We start from the raw sequence: 23,209 nt of genomic DNA, 5'->3' as shown, positions 1-23,209 counted from the left end.
AAAACGAATTTTAACGCTGGATGCTGGCAGTTAACTACCTGTATCCAGGTCTGATCGCGAAAAGGTACGTATCGACTTTCCTGTATTATCTATCTAATAATCAGTAAGTTGTGTTGGTAAAATAATTGATTGATATCAGGAGCTATAATCTTTAACCAGGCGGCCGCCCGGTTTTTTGCATTTGCGTGCACGGCCTTAAACCCACTAAAAATGTTGAAAACTTTTTGGTGGTAGAAAGTGGTAAAAAGTGGTAAAAGAAAATTACTTTTACCTATTAAATTAAGCCATAGTCTAATAATGCCGCATTTAACCGGAGAATTTGAATGTAAACTGGATACCAAAGGGCGGATGATGATCCCAGCGGGCCTCAAAAAGCAGCTTCCTGAAGCTGACGGAGAGGGCCTTATGATCAATCGCGGCCTGGAGAAGTATTTGGTTATTTACACAAAATCCGAATGGGACAAAAGACTGGATGAATTAAGCAAACTTAACGAATACGACAGACAAAATCTGCGTTTCATAAGATATTTCACCGGTGGCGCGACGGCTTTGATGCCAGATGCGGCTGGTCGTGTGCTGTTGCCAAAGGGTTTGCTTGAATTTGCAGGCATTGGCAGCGATGTAGTGTTAACCTGTGTATTGAACAAAATTGAAGTATGGGACAAGGCTGCCTATACCGAAATGATAAATAATGAGCCCGATAATTTTGCCGAGTTGGCAGAGGCGGTAATGGGTAGTAAAGCAAGGAGGATAGATGAGTGAGTACCATACACCGGTAATGTTGCAGGAATGCATCGAAGGACTTGACATCAAAAAGGATGGCACTTATGTGGATGTAACTTTTGGTGGCGGTGGACATTCGCGCGAGGTCATGAAGCATTTAGGTCCTGAAGGGACATTGCTTGCTTTTGATCAGGATGCTGATGCGCAGCAAAATGCAATTGATGATGAGCGGTTTGTTTTAATCGATCAGAATTTTAGGTATTTGAAGAATTTTTGTCGCCTGCATGGCGCTATACCGGTTGATGGCATTCTGGCCGATCTGGGTGTTTCATCATACCAGTTTGACCAGGCCGAGCGCGGTTTTTCTATCCGCTTTGACGCCGAGCTGGATATGCGCATGAACCAATTGGGCGACCTTACGGCTAAAGATGTTGTAAATAATTATACAGGTGCCGAACTGCACCGCATTTTTGGCATTTACGGCGAGATTCAGAATGCGAAATCGCTGGCCGAAACTATTGTTACCGCAAGGCTTAACGCGCCTATAGTAACCATAGCCGATTTGAAAAATGCGATAAGTGCGCGCATCCCAAAGGGAAAAGAAAATAAATACCTGGCCCAGGTTTTCCAGGCGCTGCGTATTGAAGTTAACCAGGAGCTGGAAGCATTAAAGGAATTTTTGGTACAGGCAGCTGATATATTGGCTGTTGGCGGCAGGCTGGTAGTTATGAGCTATCATTCACTGGAAGACAGGTTGGTGAAAAATTTCATAGCCAAAGGTAAATTCAGCGGCGAAGTAGAGAAAGACTTATACGGTAACAATAATAAACCGCTTGATGCTGTAAGCCGCGGGGCTATCACAGCATCGGCAGAGGAGATCAGTAACAATAACAGGGCACGGAGCGCTAAATTAAGAATAGCTGTAAAAAGATGACCAATCGTTTGCGTACAGAAATTCAGGAGGAGGAAGAAGAAGCTGAAGAGCTTGTTGTGGAAGAAAAACCCAAACGGGAAATTCCTGACAACTTTTTTACGCAATTTTTCACCAAACGTTTTATTAGTAGCGAAAAGGCTACTAACGCATTACCATTTGTGTTGTTCCTGGCTTTTTTAGGTATGGTGTACATTGGTAATATGCACCTTGCCGAAAAAACTATCCGTGATATTGATGATCTCACAAAAGAAGTAAAAGAGCGTGGTTGGGATTTTAAAACCACCAAAGCCGATATGGCTTTTAAAAGTACATTAACCGAAGTGGCCAAACGTGCCGATACCATTGGGATCAGGCAATCTGTTGAGCCGCCGAAGAAGATAACTGTGAAGGAGGAGAAGGATGAAAATTAGAACCAATATACTGCTGAGGGTGTACATCGCCTTTGGCCTGATATTGTTTTTCGCGTTTGCGGTTGTGGTGCAGCTTTGCCGGGTTCAGTTTGTACAGGGTGCAAAGTGGAGGGCTAAGGCTGTTAATATGTCTGCGCAATTCAGGGATGTTGAAGCAGCACGCGGTAATATTTTTTCTGAAGATGGCAGCCTGTTGGCTACATCGGTACCAGAGTATGAGCTGCACATGGATATGCTGGCCGGCGGTATTGCTGCTGACAGTGTTTTTAATGATAATGTTGATATACTGGCGGCAAACCTATCCAAAATGTTTGGCGACAGAACTCCCCGTGAATATTCAAGGGTGCTGCGTGATGCCCGAAAGGACGGTTCGCGGTACCAGTTATTAAGGCGCAGGGTAACTTACCAGGAGTTAAAAAAAATCCGCGAGTTCGCGATATTTAAAAGCAGGAAAACCAAGAACTGCCTGATTGTATTACAGCAGAACAGGCGTATACTTCCCTTCCACTCATTGGCTGCCCGTACCATCGGTTATAAAAACGAAAATGTAAAAAACCCGGTAGGGCTTGAAGGTGCCTATTCCTCTTATATCAATGGCGAAAACGGCAGGCGTTTAATGCAGCGGATTCCCGGCGGTACCTGGATGCCTGTAAATAATGATGAGGATGAAATAGCCGCGAAAGACGGAGCGGATATTATATCAACCATTAATGTAAACTTTCAGGAGATAGCGCAGGCTGCTCTTTTACGCCAATTGGATTCAAGTGCAGCAGATCATGGTTGCGTGGTGTTAATGGAAGTGGCCACCGGCGAAGTACGTGCTATTGCAAACTTTACAAGATCAAAAGATGGTTTGTACCAGGAAAAAATGAACTATGCCATCAGCAATGCTATTGACCCGGGTTCAACTTTTAAGCTGGCATCGTATATGACCCTGCTTGATCAGCATAAACTGGATACCAGCACTGTTGTGAATGCAGAGGGAGGTAAATACAAATTTCCAAAAGGCCCAACCATTACCGATACGGAACATGATAACTATGAAATGAGTGTTAAGCGCGCTTTTGAAGAGTCATCAAATGTGGCGGCGGCAAAACTGGTTTATAGTAACTATAAGGATAACCCATGGCAGTTTATCAATAAGCTGTATAGCTATCATTTAAATGAGAAACTGGGATTGCAGATTCAGGGTGAAGGCAGGCCAGTCATAAAAAATCCATCAAACCGCAGCTGGAACAAATATTACACCCTGCCCGAAATGGCTTATGGATATGAAATGAACATTACGCCTTTGCAGATGCTCACTTTTTACAATTCGGTAGCTAATAACGGCAAAATGATAGCGCCAATTTTTGTGCGCGAAATTCGTAGAATGGGTAATACCATTGAACAGTTTAAAGCGAGGGTAATTACAGATAATGTATGCTCTGATGTTACACTGGGAAAAGTAAGAGGTATGCTTGAAGGTGTAGTACTTAATGGTACGGGTAAAAACGTAATCAAGAATAAACTATATAGTGTAGCTGGTAAAACAGGTACTGCACAGGTAGCGGATGGCACAAAGGGATATAAAATGAAAAGATACCAGGCGTCATTTTGCGGGTATTTTCCAGCCGATCGACCTAAATATTCTATGATAGTGGTTATTAATAACCCTACCAGGGGCTCATACCTGGCGGCCAAAGTTGCTGGTCCGGTGTTTAGGCAGGTTGCCGATATGGTTTACGCCAATGATATGGAAATAAACCAGCCCGCGCCGGTAAGGTTTGTAGGCAATACATCAATGCCTAAAGTAAAGCAGGGTAACTTAAAAGCATTAAAGCATGTGTACAGTAAATTGGGTGTAAAACCACTTTACGCATCTGCAAATGCGGCAAATACTGGTGTTGATACCAGTAACGGTATTCCGTTTGAGGAAGTAAGATTTAAAGAAGGTACCGTTCCGGCAGTAACCGGAATGGGCTTAAGCGATGCCTTGTATGTTTTGGGCAATGCAGGTTATAAAGTAACGGTACGCGGCAGCGGCATGGTAACCACACAATCGGTTACGGGCGGCAGTTTAATACCAAAGGGTTCACGCATAACAATTGAATTGCAATGAGGTATTTAAGTGATTTATTGGATGGATTAGCCTTTACAGAACTGCAGGGCAGTGCCGATGTGGAAATATCTTCGGTAGCTTTTGATTCGAGGCAGGTAACTCCGGGTTCGTTGTTTGTTGCCGTAAAGGGAACTCTGGTTGACGGGCACGATTACATTCAGCAGGCGATTAAAAAAGGCGCTATTGCAGTTATCTGTGAAGATCTGCCCGCGCATACAGCAGGTGAGGTTGATTTTTTAATGGTTGCAGATTCTGGTAGAGCATTAAGCCTGGTTGCGGCTAATTTTTATGGTAATCCATCGGCACAGTTAAAGCTGGTTGGCATCACTGGCACCAACGGTAAAACAACTATTGCTACCTTATTATATCAATTGTTTCGTGATCTGGGGTATAAATGCGGTTTGTTATCAACGGTTGAAAACCAGATCAATGGCCAGGTGATCCCATCTACACATACTACTCCTGATCCTATTGAGCTTAACCGCTTGCTGGAAGAAATGGTGGCACAGGGTTGTGATTATTGCTTTATGGAAGTGAGCTCGCACGCGGTGGCGCAGCACAGGATAGCTAATCTTCAGTTTTCGGGCGGTGTATTCACCAACCTTACACATGATCATTTAGATTACCACAAAACCTTTGATAGCTATTTAAAGGCCAAAAAGACATTCTTTGATGGTTTGCCTAAAAGCGCTTTCGCCCTTACCAACAGTGACGATAAAAATGGCAACGTGATGCTGCAAAATACCCTGGCCCACAAAAAAGCCTACGGATTAAAAAGCATGGCAGATTATAAGGCCCGGATCCTTGAAAATCAGTTTGGTGGCCTGCTTTTGCACATAGATAGCGAGGAAGTCTGGTTTAAAATGGTAGGCACCTTTAACGCTTACAACCTGCTTGCTGTGTATGCTACAGCCATGTTGTTGGAGCAGGACAAAGCCAAAGTGCTAACCAGCCTGAGTAAATTAACAGGTGCCGAAGGTCGGTTTGAATATATAGTAGCACCAAATAAAGTAATAGGTATAGTTGACTATGCCCATACGCCTGATGCTGTACAAAACGTGCTGAGCACTATACACGATATCCGTAAGGGTACCGAAAAGGTAATAACTGTTATTGGCTGCGGTGGCGATAGGGATAAAACCAAGCGCCCTATTATGGCACGTGTAGCCAGTGAGTGGAGTGATAAAGTGATCCTTACCTCTGATAATCCCCGTTCGGAAGATCCGGCCCAGATTATTAGAGATATGATTGAAGGCGTTGACCCGGCATTTAAAAGGCATACCGTAAGTATTGTTGACAGAAGAGAGGCCATTAAAACCGCCTGCATGCTGGCTCAACCCGGTGATATTATTTTAGTAGCCGGCAAGGGCCACGAAAAATACCAGGATATAAACGGAGTGAAAAATCACTTTGATGATATGGAAGAATTGGAAGAGCAGTTTAAATTGTTATTGTAATTGTCTGAATCAGAATTTTTCACTTGTTGTTTGTTTCGACGGTGTTCAAGAAGGCGTTGCCGTTAACAAAATTAAAAAATTAACAGAATCAATGATTCACCTTTAATCGGTGAATCATCATATTAAATCGGTGTAATCAAAAGCAAAAGATGTTATACTACCTGTTTACATACTTAAATAAAAATTACAGCATTCCGGGATTCGGGGTATTTCAGTATATCACGTTCCGTACGGCATTGGCTGTTATAACATCGTTAGTAGTAACCACGGTTTACGGTCGCCGGTTAATTGATTACCTGCGTTTTAAACAGGTTGGTGAAACGGTAAGGAACCTGGGACTGGAAGGTCAGATGCAAAAATCGGGTACACCTACTATGGGTGGTCTTATTATTTTGCTGGGTATTTTGGTGCCAACATTGCTGTTTGCCAAGCTGGGTAATATTTATATTATTTTAATGCTCATCACTACCGTATGGCTGGGTGCCATTGGTTTTTTAGATGATTATATTAAGGTATTTAAGAAGAATAAAGAAGGCTTGGCCGGCAGGTTCAAGATCATTGGCCAGGTCGGCTTGTCGCTCATCATCGGGTGGACAATGTATTTCAATACCAACATTGTTATAAGGCAGGAGGTAAAGCTGCCCGTAAAGGCCGATGTGCCGGTTGATTTTCATTTGAAGCGTAATGTTCCGGTATATACCCAGGATGTACGGTCGACCAAAACAACCATGCCCTTTTACAAAAACAATGAGTTTGATTATGCCAAGGTACTTAAGTTTATAGGTACAGGTTATGAGCAATACGCGCTGGTGGTATTCCTGTTTTTTGCAATCATCATTATCACCTTTATATCCAACGGGGCTAACATAACCGATGGTATAGACGGACTGGCGACGGGGACGTCGGCCATCATCGGGATTACGCTGGCTATACTGGCCTATGTATCCGGTAACGTAGAGATTGCCGATTACCTCAATATCATGTTCATCCCCAACTCGGGCGAGCTTGTAATTTTCGCGGGTGCTTTTGTAGGGGCTTGTGTAGGCTTTTTATGGTATAACTCGTACCCCGCGCAAGTATTTATGGGCGATACAGGCAGCCTGGCAATAGGTGGTATCATAGCTGTTTTTGCTATCATGATACGTAAGGAATTATTGCTGCCAGTATTATGCGGTGTGTTTTTGGTGGAGAACGTGTCGGTAATTATGCAGGTAGGCTGGTTTAAGTACACCAAAAAGAAATTTGGCGAAGGTAGGCGGGTGTTTTTAATGGCGCCGCTGCATCACCATTACCAAAAGAAAGGTTTCCATGAAGCCAAGATAGTAACCCGGTTTTGGATCATCGGGATATTGCTGGCGATAATAACGATTATAACATTGAAATTAAGGTAGAAGAAGCCCCCTAACCCCCTGAAGGGGGAACAATGGTGAAGATAGATAGAGAAGAAAAATTAAAAGATTTAAAGAAGAAGGATGAACGAGAATAACAATATACCCAATCAAAAGCACCCCCTTCAGGGGGCGGGGGGGGCTATGCGCCTTGTTATTCTTGGCGCTGGCGAAAGTGGTGTAGGTGCGGCATACCTTGCCAAACAGCAGGGCTATGATGTTTTTGTGTCTGATTTTGGGGCTATTGCAGATCATTATAAAAAACAGCTGGAAGACTGGAACATCAGCTTTGAAGAAAAACAACATACCGAGGAGTTGATACTGAACGCGGTTGAGGTGATCAAAAGCCCGGGGATACCTGATAAGGCTCCGATCATTAAAAACCTTAAAGAGCAGGGTATTCCGGTAATATCCGAGATAGAGTTTGCAGGCAGGTATTGCAATGCTAAGATCATCGGCATCACAGGATCTAACGGTAAAACTACTACCAGTAGCTTAACCTACCACATCCTTAAAGATGCAGGTTTAAATGTTGGGCTGGCAGGTAACATAGGTAAAAGCTTTGCTTACCAGGTAGCTACAGAAAAGTTTGACCTGTATGTACTGGAACTAAGCAGTTTTATGCTTGATGATATGTTTAAGTTCAAGGTGGATATAGCAGTATTGCTCAATATTACGCCCGATCATTTAGACAGGTATGATTATAAGCTGGAAAATTACGCGGCATCCAAATTCAGGGTAACGCAAAATCAAACAGCGGCAGATTATTTTATTTACTGCGCCGATGACCCCGAAACCATAAAAGGTATGGCTGATAGGAAATTTGAGGCACAGCTATTACCCTTTTCCATTGAAAAAAAGATTGAACCGGGAGCATATCTCGAAAACGACAATATTGTCATCAACACAAATCAAGAACATTTTACAATGTCAATTAAAGAACTGGCCCTGCAGGGTAAGCACAACATTTACAACTCTATGGCATCAGGTATTGTAGCCAGAGTGCTGGAGTTGCGCAATGAAACGATGAGGGAGAGCATGGGCAACTTTAAAGCCATTGAACATAGGCTTGAGTTTGTTGCCAATATTTCAGGCATTCGTTTCATCAACGATTCAAAAGCAACCAACGTTAACTCAACCTGGTACGCTTTGGAAAGCATGAGCAGCGATGTGATACTGATATTAGGCGGTGTTGATAAAGGCAACGATTACGGGATGCTTAAAGACCTGGTTAAGCACAAAGTAAAATCCATCGTGTGCTTAGGTAAGGATAACAAGCGCATCCACGATGCATTTGAGGATGATGTAGATGTGATAGTGAATACATTTTCGGCACAGGAAGCAGCCCAGGTGGCTTATCACCTGGCTACTAAAGGCGATACCGTATTATTATCACCGGCCTGCGCCAGTTTCGATCTGTTTAAAAATTACGAAGACAGGGGAAACCAGTTTAAAGCGGCGGTGAGGGAATTATAGATGTGCAGATGAGAAATAATAGATAAGAAGTTTAGTCCATGCTCCATGGACTATAGACCATGGACTAATAGTAAACAATAAAAGCAATGCATAGGATATTAAATAACACAAAAGGCGACCGATGGATATGGCTTATAGTCATATTGCTTTCTGTTATATCCTTGTTGGCGGTATACAGTTCAACCGGTACACTGGCTTATAAGCGGGGTGTAGGGGTCGAGTCGATATTGATGAAGCATTTGGCTATGGTAGTAGGTGGTATTATGCTGATGTATATTTCGCATAAGCTGGATTACCGTTACTACGCCGGCCTGTCGAAAATTATGATGATCGTTACTATACCATTGTTGATATATACGTTGGTATTTGGTAGCCACATCAATAACGCCAGTCGCTGGATCAATATCCCGGTGATAGGTTTAAGCTTCCAGACATCCGATTTGGCCAAATTGGCTTTAATCACTTACCTGGCACGTACACTATCGCGCAAGCAGGAGAACATTAAGGACGTAAAGGAATCATTTTTACCTATCATGGGTTCTGTTTGTTTGGTATTTATATTAATAGCGCTGGCTAACTTATCAACCGCGCTGATGTTATTTGGCGTAAGCATTTTGCTGTTGATCATAGGCCGTATCAGCATAAAACAAATAGCCATAGTATGTGCGGCAGGGTTTATATTATTATTGGGAGTTATCTTTTTGGGGCCAAGAAGGCATACTTACGTATCACGCGTAAATACCTTTCTGCATCCGGATTCAACCAAGACTGATAAATCATTCCAGGCCGATCATGCCAAAATAGCTATCGCCAGTGGTGGTCTTTTTGGTAAGGGCCCCGGGAATAGCACCGAGAGGAATTACCTGCCCGAATCATACTCGGATGAGATCTATGCCATTATTGTAGAAGAATATGGCCTGTTAGGTGGTTTTGTATTGGTAGGTATTTACCTGTTTTTACTATACAGGTGTATTAAAATAGTAACCAAAGCGCCAAAGGCGTTTGGTGCGTTGCTTGCCTGCGGGTTGAGCTTCAGCCTTGCTATACAGGCGTTCGCGAATATGGCGGTAGCTGTGGGGCTTGGCCCGGTAACCGGGGTGCCGCTGCCTTTTGTAAGTATGGGAGGGACATCACTATTATTCACGAGTGTGGCTTTCGGCATCATACTATCGGTAAGCCGCGATATTGAGGAGCCGAAGAAGGTAGTAGTTGGAGAGATAAGGACGGTTTGAGCCCCCTAACCCCCTGAAGGGGGAATAATAAAGGATAAAAAAGTAATGAAAGACAATAGCATAAATGTAAAAGACGCCAATCAAAAGTTCCCCCTTCAGGGGGCTGGGGGGAGGCCGTTGCGCATTATCATCAGTGGTGGCGGAACAGGAGGACATATCTTCCCGGCTATTGCTATTGCCAATGCTTTAAAAAATATTGATCCGGCTACCGAAATTCTGTTTGTGGGGGCTTTAGGTCGCATGGAAATGGAAAAAGTTCCGGCGGCGGGGTATAAAATCATCGGGTTGGATATTCGGGGTATTCAGCGCGATTCTATCTGGAAAAACGTCCTGTTCCCGGTTAAGCTGGTGAACAGTGTACGCAAGGCCTTACAGATTATTAAGGATTTTAAGCCCGATGCCGCTGTTGGCGTTGGGGGCTATGCCTCTGGGCCGCTGTTGTATGCCGCATCCATGAAAAAGATACCGTACCTGATACAGGAGCAAAATTCCTATGCTGGTATTACTAATAAATGGCTGGGTAAGGGCGCCAAAAAAATATGTGTTGCTTTTGATAATATGGAGCAGTTTTTTCCTGCCAGCAAGATCATCAAAACAGGTAACCCTATCCGTAAGGATGCGGTGAACATTGGCGGTAAGCACATGCAGGCGCTGGAGTTGTTTAAATTATCAACGTTTAAAAAAACCATACTGATAACCGGGGGTAGCCTTGGCGCACGTACGTTGAATAACAGCATCATGGCTGGTTTGGATAAACTCATAGCTGCGGATGTACAAATCATATGGCAAACGGGGAAATTTTATTATAAAACGATCATAGAGAAACTGGGCGACGATCATCATCCGGATATTAAAATAAAGGAGTTTTTAACCCGCATGGACCTGGCATACGCTGCTGCCGACATTATTATATCAAGAGCAGGAGCAGGCACTATTGCAGAGTTGTGTATGGTGAAAAAACCGGTGATCCTGGTGCCTTCGCCAAATGTGGCCGAGGATCATCAAACTAAAAACGCTTTGGCGCTGGTACAGGAAGATGCTGCCATTTTTGTTGCCGACAGAGATGCCGAAGCAAAGCTGGTTGATAGGGCGCTTGAATTGTTGGATGATAAACCATTGCAGAAAAAACTAAGCACCAACATAGGTAAAATGGCTATGCCAAATGCCGATGAAGTGATAGCAAAAGAGCTTATACAATTAATAAATAACAATTAAAATTATGGTCCTCTTCTCCCAAAAGGGGAGGGCCTTTTTTAAAAAAACACTAACATGGAACTACGCGACATACAAAGGGTTTACCTGGTGGGCATTGGCGGCATCGGTATGAGCGGGCTGGCCCGCTATTTCCAACATTTGGGCTGTATTGTTTGCGGTTATGATAAAACGGCGACGGATTTAACTAACGATTTGCATAACGAAGGTATCCAGGTGGTGTTTGATGATAAGGCGGATTGGATACCGATGAGTTTCCAGGAGCCTTGCAATGATACGCTTATTATATACACGCCGGCTATTCCTAAGGATTCGGCCATATTGAACTATTTTAAAAATAAAGGCTTCGAACTATTTAAGCGTTCGCAGGTTTTGGGTTTAATAAGTAAAAGTTCCTTTACTATTGCTGTTGCCGGTACCCATGGCAAAACTACCACCTCAACTATGGTAGCGCATTTGCTTAAAGCTTCGGGTAATGATTGCTCGGCGTTTTTGGGGGGTATATCATCCAACTACCAAAGCAACGTTTTGTATGGTAAAAACAATGTAATGGTGGTTGAGGCCGATGAGTATGATCGCTCGTTTTTAACACTGTATCCCGATGTTGCCATCATCACATCGATGGATGCCGACCATTTGGATATTTATGGTGATCATGCGCATTTAACAGAATCATTTAAGCTGTTTGCTTCGCAGATAAAAGTAGGTGGTACATTGGTACATAAAAAAGGTTTGCCTTTAGATACCGGTTATACCTATGCTATTGATGATTCAACCGCCGATGCGCATGCAGCAAACATTCGCATTGAAGGGGGAGATTTCTATTTCGATTTTGTGAACGTCGATTTAAGTATTACCGATATTAAAATGGGTATAGCAGGCACGCATAACATCGAAAACGCGGTGGCCGCTATTGAGGCTGTGTTGAGGCTTGATATTCCTGCCGATTCTATAAAAAGCGCGCTGGCATCTTTCAAGGGGGTTAAGCGCAGGTTTGAATACATTGTGAAAACACCAGAGCATATTTATATTGATGATTATGCCCATCACCCCGAAGAATTAAGGGCCTGCATATCATCGGTAAAAAGATTATATCCCGATAAAAAGCTGACCGCTATTTTTCAGCCGCACCTGTACACCCGCACCCGCGATTTTGCCGATGGCTTTGCCGAAGTGCTGGATATGGTAGATGAGTTGATATTGCTGGATATATACCCTGCCCGCGAGCTGCCTATTGAAGGGGTAACATCAGATATGTTATTAAATAAAATGCAGCTGGTAAATAAACGTAAACTAACCAAGCAACAAGCATTGGATGCCGTAAAAAATGAAAAGCCCGAGCTGCTGTTAACAGTAGGCGCCGGTGATATTGATACATTGGTGCATCCTTTAAACAAAATATTACAACATGGATAGAAAGCTCATCTGGAAGCGCCTGTTAGTAGGTTTTGCCTGGGTAATTTGCCTGGGTGGCCTTGTGGTGCTGATGAGTTTCATTGAAAAGAAAAAAGCTTCGGTGGTTTGTACTGCCGTAAAGGTAAATATTCCGGGTAACCAGTATTTTATAGATAAGCAGGAAGTTGACCAGATTTTGCAGACAAACAGCCATACACTTATAGGGCGAAAACTGGAGAATATAAATATTCAGGAACTGGAGAACAAATTGAAGGCAAATCCATTTATTGAGTTTGCAAAAGTTTATACAGAAATGGATGGGATATTAAGGGTTGAGGTAAGCCAGCGCCAACCTATACTGCGGGTGATGAACCATTACGATATGGATTTTTATATAGATCAGCATGGTTTAAAAATTCCGCTTTCATCAAACTTTACCGCAAGGGTACTGGTGGCTAATGGTTTTATTGATGAACTTTTTACCAATCATGTTGATTCATTACACACACGGTTGGCGAAGGACTTGTACCGGACGGCCGATTTTATTCGCAAAGATTCGTTGTGGGATGCACAGATAGCGCAGATCTATGTAAATACGGATCGGGAGATTGAGCTGATCCCAAGGGTGGGCAGCCAAAGGATACTGATAGGGAATGCCGATTCATTGAATGTAAAACTTAGAAACCTGGTAGCTTTTTACAAACAGGTGTTGCCACAGGTAGGCTGGGATAAATACAAAACAATAAATGTTAAATATACCAACCAGGTTATTGGTATAAAAAACGAATTGACAAAAGCAGATTCGGCTAAAGCCAAGGCACTTAGACTGGATTCGCTAAAAATGAAAAAAGAGAAATCTCAAATAAAATTGTAATATGGACAAAAGCTCAACTCAAGAAAAAAGTTCACCAATTGTAGTAGGATTGGATATCGGGACTACTAAGATATGCGTCATTGTGGGTCGCAGGAGCAAGAATGGGAAGATTGAGGTATTAGGAATTGGTAAAGCAGAATCTGCGGGTGTAACCCGTGGAATGGTATCAAACATAGATAAAACTGTACAGGGTATCACCCAGGCGGTGGAGATTGCAGGCGCGCAATCAAATGTGGATATAAAGGTAGTATTTGTAGGTATAGCTGGCCAGCATATTAAAAGTTTGCAGCACCGCGGTTTAATAACCCGTCGTGATCTGCAATCAGAGATCGGGCGTAAAGATATTGATAAGCTGATAGAGGATATGTACAACCTGGTGATGCCTCCGGGCGAGGATATCATCCACGTATTGCCGCAGGAATTCACAGTGGATAATGAGCCGGGCATTAAGGATCCTATTGGTATGGCAGGTGTTAGGCTTGAAGCCAACTTCCATATTATATCGGGCCAGGTTACAGCAATTAAAAATATTGTTAAGTGTGTTAATAAGGCCAACCTGGATAGCCAGGACCTGATATTGGAGCCATTGGCATCTTCTGAATCTGTGTTGAGCGAAGAGGAAAAAGAAGCCGGTGTGGTGTTGGTTGATATAGGTGGCGGTACTACCGATGTGGCTATTTTTCATGAAGGCATAATCCGCCATACGGCAGTTATCCCTTTTGGTGGTAATAGCGTTACCGAGGATATTAGAGAAGGTTGTTCCGTAATGCGCAACATTGCCGAGCAGCTGAAAGTAAGGTTTGGATCGGCCCTGGCTGATGAGAACAAAGAGAACGAGATAGTTTGCGTGCCGGGTTTACGTGGCCGCGAACCTAAGGAGATTAGCGTTAAAAACCTGGCTTACGTAATCCAGGCCCGTATGGAAGAGATTGTGGAGCATGTTTATTACGAAATTAAATCATCAGGCTACGAGAAAAAACTGATTGCCGGGATAGTAATAACAGGCGGTGGAGCGCAGCTGAAACACTTACGCCAGCTGGTAGAGTTTGTTACCGGTTTGGATTGCCGCGTTGGTTACCCAACAGAGCACCTGGCTAAGAACGAAGTGTTGCCTAAAAATATTTACGAAGAGCTGCAAAGCCCAACGTTTGCAACAGGTATAGGCTTGCTGATAAAAGGGATCCAGAAAACAGAATATATGAATGTAGATATACCTGTTGAAAAAGCATTGAAGCCTAAGTTTGAAACTAAAGGTAAAGAAGGTGGTTTGTTTGACAGGTTGCTGAAAAAAAGTATCACATTTATTAAAGACGATATAAACGACGAGGATTTTTTGAAATAATTATACACAATAGTTAAGTTTTTCCACATATTGACATTTGTGGAAAACTGTTGTTGAAAAAGTATTATTATTACGATGGTAAAATCTAAATATTGGTTGAATCACATATAGCTGAAAACGAAGATTATGCAGTTTGAGATGTTAAAAGAAAAATCGTCAATCATCAAGGTAATTGGTGTTGGCGGTGGTGGTGGTAACGCGGTAAACCATATGTACAGGCAAGGAATTACCGGTGTTGACTTTATTATTTGCAACACTGATGCCCAGGCATTGGAGCTTAGCCCCATACCTAACAAAGTACAATTGGGTGCCAGCCTTACAGAAGGAATGGGAGCCGGTTCGATACCCGAAGTTGGGAAAAATTCAGCTATTGAAAATATCGATGATATTAAGCAGATGTTGGGTGTTAATACCAAGATGCTGTTTATTACCGCAGGTATGGGTGGTGGTACCGGTACAGGTGCAAGCCCGATCATAGCCAAAGCTGCCCGCGAAATGGATATATTAACGGTTGGTATTATAACCACGCCGTTCTCTTTTGAAGGTAAACGCCGTAAAATGCAGGCCGATGCCGGGATGGAGGAATTAAGAAAATATGTTGATTCATTCCTGGTGATATCAAATGACAGGCTGCGTCAGATATTTGGTAACCTAACCATGAGCTCGGCTTTTGGCCAGGCTGATGATATATTAACCACCGCTGCTAAAGGTATTGCCGAGATCATAACTTTACCGGGTTATATCAACGTTGACTTTAAGGATGTGCGCACTGTAATGAAAGATAGCGGTGTGTGTATCATGGGCAGCAGCACAGCCGAAGGCGAAGGCCGCGCGCTGAAAGCCGTTGAGGGTGCATTGTCATCGCCGTTGTTGAAAGATAACGAGATAGAAGGCGCACGCTATATTTTGCTTAATATCAGCTCGGGCCTTAAAGAGGTTACCATGGATGAGGTGAGCATCATTACCGATTATATACAGGAAGAAGCCGGTTTGGCTGCAGACCTGATATGGGGTAATTGTGTTGACGAAAACCTGGAAGATAAACTTTCGGTAACTATTATTGCAACTGGTTTCCAAACCAAAGATGAGCGTGAAAAAGAACATAGCAACAAAAAGATAGTATCAATGCTAGTTCCGGAAAATACACCTTTGGTAAAACCTGTTAATGCTTTTAATGAATTTATAAACCCGGTTAAAGCCAATGCTACAGCCGAGCCTTATATTAAACATCATAAAGAAGAGCCAAAGCAAACCGGTCTGTTTGATATGTTTGCCCGTCCTGATGAGAAACAGGAAACTGTAGTGAAATACAACCTTGCCGATGAAGATAAGGAAGAAGATCACGAACAGGATACAGCTGGTTTTACCTTCAAAATGGCCGAGCCTGAATCATACGCCCCGGTAAAAGAAGAGCGTAAGCCAGAGCCTGTACCAGAACCAGCTCCCGAGCCTACACCTGCTTTTGGCGCTGATGATCATAAAACAAATGAATCGATAGAGGAGCAGCTGAAAAAATCGCGCGAGCGGATCATGCGCTTAAAAGACCTGAGCATGAAATTGCGTACAGGCAACATTCAGGAGTTGGAAAATGTACCGGCCTATAAACGCAAGGAAATAGCCCTTCAGGATACACCACAATCTGACGAGAGCCAGATATCAAGATTCAGCCTAATGCCTGATAACGAAGGCAACACCGAGATCCGCAGAAATAACTCATTTTTACATGATAATGCCGATTAGTATCAAGTAGTTAGTATCAAGTATCAAGATAAAAAGACGCAAAGCCATTATAAAAGAATAACAATCTTTATGATGGCTTTTTTGATTATTGATAGATAACTGAAGCAAGGGGAGAAAATCTTGCTACTTGATACTAACTACTTGATACTATTCCTCCCGTTATAACCTATTCTAAAAAGTTATAGCTATTGTAGTAAGTCGTATTTACAGCTATATTTGCAATTATTCACTATTTAAAAGGTAAATTATTTTGGATTTATTTGATAAAATAACAAAAAGCTTAGGTGGGCCATTGGGTCAGCACCAAAAATGGTCACATGGTTATTTTTCATTTCCTAAACTGGAAGGGGAAATTGGACCGCACATGCAGTTCAATGGCAAGGAACATTTGGTTTGGAGCCTTAATAATTACCTGGGTTTAGCTAATCATCCCGAAGTAAGGGAAGCTGATGCTAAAGCTGCTGCCGATTATGGTATGGCTTACCCTATGGGTGCGCGTATGATGTCTGGCAACTCTATTCACCATGAAGAGCTGGAAAATAACCTGGCTGAATTTGTGGGTAAACAGGCTGCTTTTTTATTAAACTACGGATACCAGGGCATGGTATCAATTATAGATTCATTGGTTGACAGGAACGACGTTATTGTTTATGATGCAGAATCACATGCCTGTATCATTGATGGTGTGCGCCTGCATATGGGTAAACGTTTTGTTTACCAGCACAATGATATCGAAAGTTGCGAAAAACAACTGGAGCGTGCAACAAAATTAACCGAACAAACCGGTGGCGGGATACTGCTGATCACCGAAGGTGTTTTTGGCATGTCGGGAGCGCAGGGTAAACTAAAAGAAGTTATCGAACTAAAAAAGAAATTCAACTTCCGTTTATTGGTGGATGATGCGCATGGTTTTGGTACCATGGGTAAAACCGGTGCCGGTACACATGAGGAGCAGGATTGTATTGATGGGGTAGATGTATACTTTGCCACATTTGCAAAATCAATGGCAGGTATAGGCGCATTTGTTGCTGCTGATGAAGAGATAGTTCATTTCCTGCGTTATAATATGCGTTCGCAAACATTTGCTAAAGCACTGCCTATGCCGATGGTATTGGGCTTAAAAAAACGTTTTGAGCTATTAACCACGCAGCCGCAACTGCGCGAAAAACTGTGGTTGATCTCGTCAACACTGCAAAAAGGTTTAAGGGAGCGTGGCTTTAACCTGGGTGTTACCAATACCATGGTTACTCCTGTGTTTTTAGAGGGCAACCTTTTCGAAGCTACCAGCCTAACCCGCGACCTGCGCGAAAACTATGGTATCTTTTGTTCCATAGTGATCTATCCGGTTATACCTAAAGGACTAATATTACTGCGCCTGATACCAACAGCTTCGCATTCATTGGCCGATGTACAGCGCACCCTTGATGCTTATAGCGAAATGGGTGAAAAACTAAAGGCGGGTTTTTACAAAGAAAACAAACTGGAAATAGCGTAATATTTCAGATATGCAGATTTCAGATGTGCAAATTATCTGTGCATTGAGTAAACTTAATATAAACCACAAATGGCTTCAATTTTGAAGCCATTTGTGGTTTATATGTCTCCGTTGATGTATTGCTAAAAAAACTTTTTGTCATCCTGAACGTAGTGAAGGATCTATTATTCGCCATGCTTTTTCGCCCTGTACAGTCTGCGAATAGATCCTTCGTTCCTACCCATGACGTATTGGGTTTTGAGGCGTGTGGGCCTGTCAGTCTGAGCCTGTCGAAGACTCGCGCGGAGAGGCCTTTGCCCACTATCCTTCGACAGGCTCAGGATGACAGCCATTTTTGTTACGTCATTTTCTCCTTCAGAGGCCAAAACGGATTTTAAAACTCAGGATGACAAACCTTTTAAAACGTCGTTTCATCCTATAGGGTTTCGCGAAATTTCGTACCTCGCAATGACGCGGGTTTTAAATTTTACGTTTAAAAATCATCTCGACAACCGTTTTCAAATCAACCTATCTTCAAATTTTTTGATCATCTGCACATTTGCATATTTGAAATCTGCACATTTAAAATCTACACATCTGCATCAGTGCTTGAAAAACGATAGATAAACCTGCTTTACAATATGATACCCCGCAAAGGCGAAAAACAAGATGGCGATACTGGTATTAATTAACCGGGTACTAAGTGCAAATTTACTTTGTATATACCGGGCAAACAACGCGTAAATATATAAGCATAAAAAAGAACCGGCTGCAGAGCCTACGCTAAATATCACTAAGGCTATCCTTCCGTCAAGGATCCATTCGTGTGTAATGAGGTAAGTTCCTGTAACCATCCAGAAAGGTACCTGCATTGGGTTTAAAAAGCCCAGCAGAATGCCGTACTTGATACTGGCATGTTCGGAGTAAGTGGTTTGGGGTGGTTTATTGCGATGGATCCAGGTAATGGCGCCTAATACGCCAAAAAGAATAACCATTACCCAGTCGATAATAACGGCAAGGTGCATTTGGCCGGAAAGCCACCTTGCGGCCTGCATAATACAATAAGTAAAAAAAAACTCAACGCATGAAAAAGCGATGATAAAGCGTAAAGCCTCTTTTATGCCACGGTTTATAGTGATCTGTATAAGTGAAAGGTTAATGTTGCCGGGAGGGATGTAACCAATAAAGTTGGCTATCAGCCCGATGAAAAAGGTAAGAAATATCATTGCGGCAAAGATATGTTGTTAAATTGAAAATTTGGAGATGAGTTGATTTGAAAATTTGAAGATGTGACAATTTGAAAATGAGTTTGCATTTCAAATCTTCAAATTGACAAATTTTCAAATCAATCTGCACTTCTTCCGTACATTTGCACATCTGCACATTTGAAACGGCAGAGCCATCAACGAAGTTAATCTGCACATCTGAAAACATGTCAACCCATAAAATAATCTCCTTACTTCCGTCTGCTACCGAAATAATATGTGCCCTGGGGCTCGAAGATAACCTGGTGGGCCGCTCACATGAGTGTGACTATCCCGAATCGGTAAAACAATTGCCGGTTTGCACCGAAGCGAATTTTCCTGATGGTTTAAGCAGCGCCGATATTGATGTGAAGGTAAAGGAGATTCTTGCCGATGCCCTATCGGTTTACACGGTAAAACGCGAACAGATCAAACAACTGGCACCCGATGTGGTGATTACGCAGGATCAGTGCGAGGTTTGCGCGGTATCATTAACGGATGTGGAGCTGGCTCTGGATAACTATCTTGATAAAAAAGCCCGTATCATTTCATTGCGACCAAATAGCGTAGAAGATATCTTTAATGATATAATCACCATAGCCAACGCGTTGAATGTACCCCAGGCAGGTGCCGACCTGGTGGAATTACTTAATGAACGGGTTGATATCATTAAGCACAAGTTGAAATTTGCAGATAGCAAACCAACCGTAGCCTGTATAGAATGGCTGGAGCCAATGATGATATCAGGCAACTGGGTGCCCGGATTGGTAAGCATAGCCGGCGGTACAGCTGTCCTGGCCCAGGACGGCAAACATTCACCCTATGTAAGCTGGGATGAGATTCGTGCGCAAAATCCTGAAATCATCATAGTAATGCCCTGTGGCTTTTCTATAGAGCGCAGCTTAAAGGAAATAGATATTTTAATGCAGCTTCCGGGCTTTGCTGATATGAAGGCCGTGAAAAATAATCAGCTATATATTGCTGATGGCAACCAATACTTTAACCGCCCCGGTCCGCGTATTGTTGATTCTATCGAGATCCTGGCCGAGATCATCCGCCCTAAGCAGTTTGCCTTTGGGTACGAGGGTGAGGGCTGGATAAAGTTCGGGGTGTAAGGTCTGTATTTCTCCCCATGTCATTGCGGGAATCCATCAGGGATAAACCTGAAAAAAATGTGATGACGTATTGCAAGCGCGGCTTTTCGTAGAGACGCATATTTGCGTCTCCAGCTATACAGAGCGGATTTGCATTTCCGATTTGCACGCGGGAGACGCAAATATGCGTCTCTACAAAAAATAATATTGGTAATCAATAACTTGCGTGGATATTTGCGATTGCCACGCTACGCTCGCAATGACATTTAAAATCAGTAATTAAATAAAATTTCCACTTATTAAAATTATTTAAAAAGTTGTATATATTTACGTGTCCAATAAAATTAAACACTAAGATTATATGCGTAAAATTTTTACTACGATGCTTATCGCGGCATTTTTTATGAGTTCTGCTTTTAAAACTAAGGATGCTATAAAATTTAATGCTGCCGATTTGCGCATTAGCTGGGAGGTAATGGATAATAACTACCAGGGTAAAAATGAAGCGTTGACCGCGCTGGTAATTACCAATAGCGGTAAAGAAGTATTGCCGGCAGGTGGATGGAAGTTCTACTTCAACTCGGGACGTGGCTTTACCGAGAATGCGGTAAGTGGCAACGCCAAAATAAACCAGGTAAACGGCGACCTGTACAGTATTACGCCAACTGCAGGTTTTAAAGAACTGAAACCGGGTGAATCTGCCCGCATCGAATATGTAAATGACGATCCGGTAGTAAACGTTACCGATGCCCCCGAAGGTATTTACCTGGTTTGGGATGCCCAGGCCGAAAAGGGCTACAGCATTGGTTCGTTTGATATCAAGCCCTATAAGCCTACCTACGCGGGTTTAATTACTCCCGAAATTGTTTACGACAGGAATAAAACGGTAACAGATATTCCGGCAGATCAATTGCCGAAAATTTTGCCTACGCCGGTAAGTTATAAGGAAACCGGGAGCGCTTTTACATTAACAGCCAACATACATGTTTCATCGGCTGATAAAAGGTTCGATAAGGAATTAGCGATATTAAACAATGACATGAAAGCCTTATTCGGCAAAAGGGCGACCAATAAGTATGCTGATAATGTTATTTCGCTTGAATATAAAGAGGGTTTAAATGCAGAAGGGTATGAGCTAAGCGTTAAGCCATCTGCAATAACTATCCGTGCAACAACTGCGGCGGGTATGTTTTATGGTATACAATCGTTTAAAACGCTTATCCCGGTAACAGCATTAGCTAAGCCAGCGTCATCTATACAAATTTCTTGTGTTGAAGTTGCCGATGCTCCCCGTTTCCCGCACCGCGCAGTCATGCTGGATGTAGCCCGTAACTTTCAACCCCAAAAGCAGGTAATCAAATTGCTGGAGGCTATGAGTCTTTATAAACTGAACGTTTTGCACCTGCACTTAACCGATGATGAAGGCTGGAGAATAGAGATCCCATCTTTGCCTGAACTTACTTCCGTTGGCTCAAAACGTGGGCATACTTTGGATAGTAAAAACCATTTGCCGGCATCCCATGGTTCGGGCCCGGATGTGAACAATCCTTATGGTACGGGCTTTTATACCAAAGCTGAATACATCGAAATTTTGAAATATGCTACTGATCGCCATATCACGGTAATCCCCGAAATAGAAACTCCCGGCCATGCCCGTGCTTCTATCAAAGCAATGGATGCCCGGTATGATCGCCTGATGGCCGAAGGTAAAAAGGATGAAGCCACTAAATATCTACTCCGCGATCTTGATGACAAATCCGAGTATCGTTCCGTACAGTACTGGAATGATAACGTGATCAATGTATCGGTGCCATCAACCTATACTTTTGTGGAAAGGGTTGTTGATGACCTGATCGGCATTTATAAAGAAGCTGGCGCACCATTACCAAACATCCATTTTGGTGGCGATGAAGTGCCACCGCATGTATGGGAAAAATCTCCCGCTTATATCGCTTTAAAGACCACCCACCCGGAGATTCAAAACACCGGCGACCTGTGGTATTATTTTTACGGCCGCGTTAACCAGATATTGAAAGCTAAAGGCATTCACTTATCTGGCTGGGAGGAAATGGCCCTGCGCAAAACCAGGCTTGATGGCAACGATACTTATGTGCCTAATCCTGATTTTACAGGCGAGCACCTGCAGGCAGATGTATGGAACAATGTTTTGGGCGGCGGACAGGAGGATCTGGCTTACAAGCTGGCCAATGGCGGTTATAAGGTAGTGCTTACCTGCGTTACCAATTTATACTTTGATATGGCCAACTACAAGTCATTTGATGAGCCAGGTTACTATTGGGGAGCGTTTTTAGGGATAGATAAATTTTATTCCTTTATTCCTTACGACTATTTTAAAAATGCCGATGTAGATAAAAATGGTGCACCAATAAATAGGAGCATATTTTTAGGTAAGCAACGCCTTACTGATTATGGCAAAAACAATATAATAGGCTTACAGGGAGCGCTATGGGCCGAAACGGTAAAAGGTCCCGAGCGTATGGATTATATGATTTTCCCGCGCCTGTTTGGCCTGGCCGAACGTGCATGGGCGCAAGACCCAGCCTGGGCTACAGAAAAAGATCCTATAAAAGCACAGCAGGAATACCAGCAATCATGGTCGGTATTTTTGAATGTGCTGGGGAAAAGAGAAATGCCACGTTTGAGCTATTACAATGGCGGTTATAACTACCGTGTGCCAAAACCGGGTATCAGTCTGCAGGATGGCAAATATTCAAGCAACATAGAGTTCCCCGGTTTAACTATACGCTATACCACCAACGGGAAAGATCCGGATGCAGGCAGCAAAGTTTATACCGGCCCCGTTGATTATAAAAGCGGTGTGATTAAGTTCCGTGCTTTTGATCCAAAGGGCAGGGGAGGTAATGTAGCTACCGGTGGTGAGGCTGCAGAAGGAAAGAAACAGGGATCGACTTTGTAAGTAGATAAGAACGTTAAAAATATCCGTTATTGCTGTAAGTGATGAAGCAATCCCCAGCTATGCAGAGCCGCTCTGTACTTGGGGGATTGCTTCGTTCCTACCTACGAGGTTTTGTAAAAACGGTTGGCATCCTGAACGCAGTGAAGGATCTTCTTCACTATAAAAGTCGGTGATG

At 43.0% G+C, this 23,209-nt stretch carries 17 protein-coding genes; 16 read left to right on the top strand and 1 reads right to left on the bottom strand.

The features are described 5' to 3' along the window. Nucleotides 1–297 precede the first annotated feature (297 nt). From mraZ to AC1D0K_RS23690, 14 genes are all read left to right on the top strand, one after another. Nucleotides 298–762, top strand: coding sequence for a division/cell wall cluster transcriptional repressor MraZ (gene mraZ, locus AC1D0K_RS23755; RefSeq protein WP_477396125.1), 465 nt, complete (start codon nucleotides 298–300; stop codon nucleotides 760–762). Further along, a complete protein-coding gene (rsmH, locus tag AC1D0K_RS23750) occupies nucleotides 755–1,657 on the top strand; it encodes a 16S rRNA (cytosine(1402)-N(4))-methyltransferase RsmH (RefSeq protein ID WP_477396127.1) in 903 nt (300 codons plus the stop codon). The genes mraZ and rsmH overlap by 8 nt, the downstream gene beginning before the upstream one ends. After that, nucleotides 1,654–2,067 (top strand): FtsL-like putative cell division protein, encoded by a 414-nt coding sequence (locus AC1D0K_RS23745; RefSeq protein WP_477396129.1) that lies wholly within the window; start codon nucleotides 1,654–1,656, stop codon nucleotides 2,065–2,067. The genes rsmH and AC1D0K_RS23745 overlap by 4 nt, the downstream gene beginning before the upstream one ends. Then, nucleotides 2,057–4,168 carry a penicillin-binding protein gene (locus AC1D0K_RS23740; protein ID WP_477396131.1) on the top strand — a complete coding sequence of 704 codons (2,112 nt, stop codon included), beginning with the start codon at nucleotides 2,057–2,059 and terminating at the stop codon, nucleotides 4,166–4,168. The genes AC1D0K_RS23745 and AC1D0K_RS23740 overlap by 11 nt, the downstream gene beginning before the upstream one ends. Continuing rightward, on the top strand, nucleotides 4,165–5,625 hold the full coding sequence (locus AC1D0K_RS23735) for a UDP-N-acetylmuramoyl-L-alanyl-D-glutamate--2,6-diaminopimelate ligase (RefSeq protein WP_477396133.1): 1,461 nt from the start codon (nucleotides 4,165–4,167) through the stop codon (nucleotides 5,623–5,625). The genes AC1D0K_RS23740 and AC1D0K_RS23735 overlap by 4 nt, the downstream gene beginning before the upstream one ends. Before the next feature lie 149 nt (nucleotides 5,626–5,774). Further along, nucleotides 5,775–7,016 (top strand): phospho-N-acetylmuramoyl-pentapeptide-transferase, encoded by a 1,242-nt coding sequence (gene mraY, locus AC1D0K_RS23730; RefSeq protein ID WP_295721490.1) that lies wholly within the window; start codon nucleotides 5,775–5,777, stop codon nucleotides 7,014–7,016. Nucleotides 7,017–7,097: 81 nt separating this feature from the next. Next, nucleotides 7,098–8,489: a UDP-N-acetylmuramoyl-L-alanine--D-glutamate ligase gene (gene murD / locus AC1D0K_RS23725; protein ID WP_477396135.1), complete on the top strand. Its 1,392-nt coding sequence runs from the start codon at nucleotides 7,098–7,100 to the stop codon at nucleotides 8,487–8,489. An 86-nt stretch (nucleotides 8,490–8,575) separates the two neighbouring features. Next, complete coding sequence (locus AC1D0K_RS23720; protein ID WP_295721495.1) at nucleotides 8,576–9,721, top strand: FtsW/RodA/SpoVE family cell cycle protein; 1,146 nt, start codon at nucleotides 8,576–8,578, stop codon at nucleotides 9,719–9,721. Between the two features lie 45 nt (nucleotides 9,722–9,766). Further along, nucleotides 9,767–10,936, top strand: coding sequence for an undecaprenyldiphospho-muramoylpentapeptide beta-N-acetylglucosaminyltransferase (murG, locus tag AC1D0K_RS23715; protein WP_477396137.1), 1,170 nt, complete (start codon nucleotides 9,767–9,769; stop codon nucleotides 10,934–10,936). Nucleotides 10,937–10,990: 54 nt separating this feature from the next. Further along, on the top strand, nucleotides 10,991–12,349 hold the full coding sequence (murC, locus tag AC1D0K_RS23710; protein ID WP_477396139.1) for a UDP-N-acetylmuramate--L-alanine ligase: 1,359 nt from the start codon (nucleotides 10,991–10,993) through the stop codon (nucleotides 12,347–12,349). Further along, nucleotides 12,342–13,202: a cell division protein FtsQ/DivIB gene (locus tag AC1D0K_RS23705; RefSeq protein ID WP_477396141.1), complete on the top strand. Its 861-nt coding sequence runs from the start codon at nucleotides 12,342–12,344 to the stop codon at nucleotides 13,200–13,202. The genes murC and AC1D0K_RS23705 overlap by 8 nt, the downstream gene beginning before the upstream one ends. Before the next feature lies 1 nt (nucleotide 13,203). Then, complete coding sequence (gene ftsA / locus AC1D0K_RS23700; protein WP_295721505.1) at nucleotides 13,204–14,544, top strand: cell division protein FtsA; 1,341 nt, start codon at nucleotides 13,204–13,206, stop codon at nucleotides 14,542–14,544. Nucleotides 14,545–14,670: 126 nt separating this feature from the next. After that, nucleotides 14,671–16,284, top strand: coding sequence for a cell division protein FtsZ (gene ftsZ / locus AC1D0K_RS23695; RefSeq protein WP_295721507.1), 1,614 nt, complete (start codon nucleotides 14,671–14,673; stop codon nucleotides 16,282–16,284). Nucleotides 16,285–16,534: 250 nt separating this feature from the next. Continuing rightward, the gene (locus AC1D0K_RS23690) at nucleotides 16,535–17,779 is read left to right on the top strand and encodes an aminotransferase class I/II-fold pyridoxal phosphate-dependent enzyme (protein WP_295721509.1); all 1,245 of its coding nucleotides are present in this window, start codon (nucleotides 16,535–16,537) and stop codon (nucleotides 17,777–17,779) included. Nucleotides 17,780–18,360: 581 nt separating this feature from the next. On the opposite strand, the gene AC1D0K_RS23685 is transcribed toward AC1D0K_RS23690, so the two are convergent. Next, nucleotides 18,361–18,984: a LysE family translocator gene (locus tag AC1D0K_RS23685; protein WP_295721511.1), complete on the bottom strand. Its 624-nt coding sequence runs from the start codon at nucleotides 18,982–18,984 to the stop codon at nucleotides 18,361–18,363. Nucleotides 18,985–19,190: 206 nt separating this feature from the next. On the opposite strand from AC1D0K_RS23685, the gene AC1D0K_RS23680 reads away from it, so the two are divergent. Both AC1D0K_RS23680 and AC1D0K_RS23675 read left to right on the top strand, forming a co-directional pair. Further along, nucleotides 19,191–20,117, top strand: a complete 927-nt coding sequence (locus tag AC1D0K_RS23680; RefSeq protein ID WP_477396231.1) for a cobalamin-binding protein — start codon at nucleotides 19,191–19,193, stop codon at nucleotides 20,115–20,117. A 340-nt stretch (nucleotides 20,118–20,457) separates the two neighbouring features. Next, on the top strand, nucleotides 20,458–23,034 hold the full coding sequence (locus tag AC1D0K_RS23675) for a family 20 glycosylhydrolase (protein ID WP_477396229.1): 2,577 nt from the start codon (nucleotides 20,458–20,460) through the stop codon (nucleotides 23,032–23,034). Nucleotides 23,035–23,209 lie beyond the last annotated feature (175 nt).

It is taken from the genome of Mucilaginibacter sp. P1_A3 (assembly GCF_056406855.1).
This window is presented reverse-complemented; position numbering and strand designations above follow the sequence as displayed.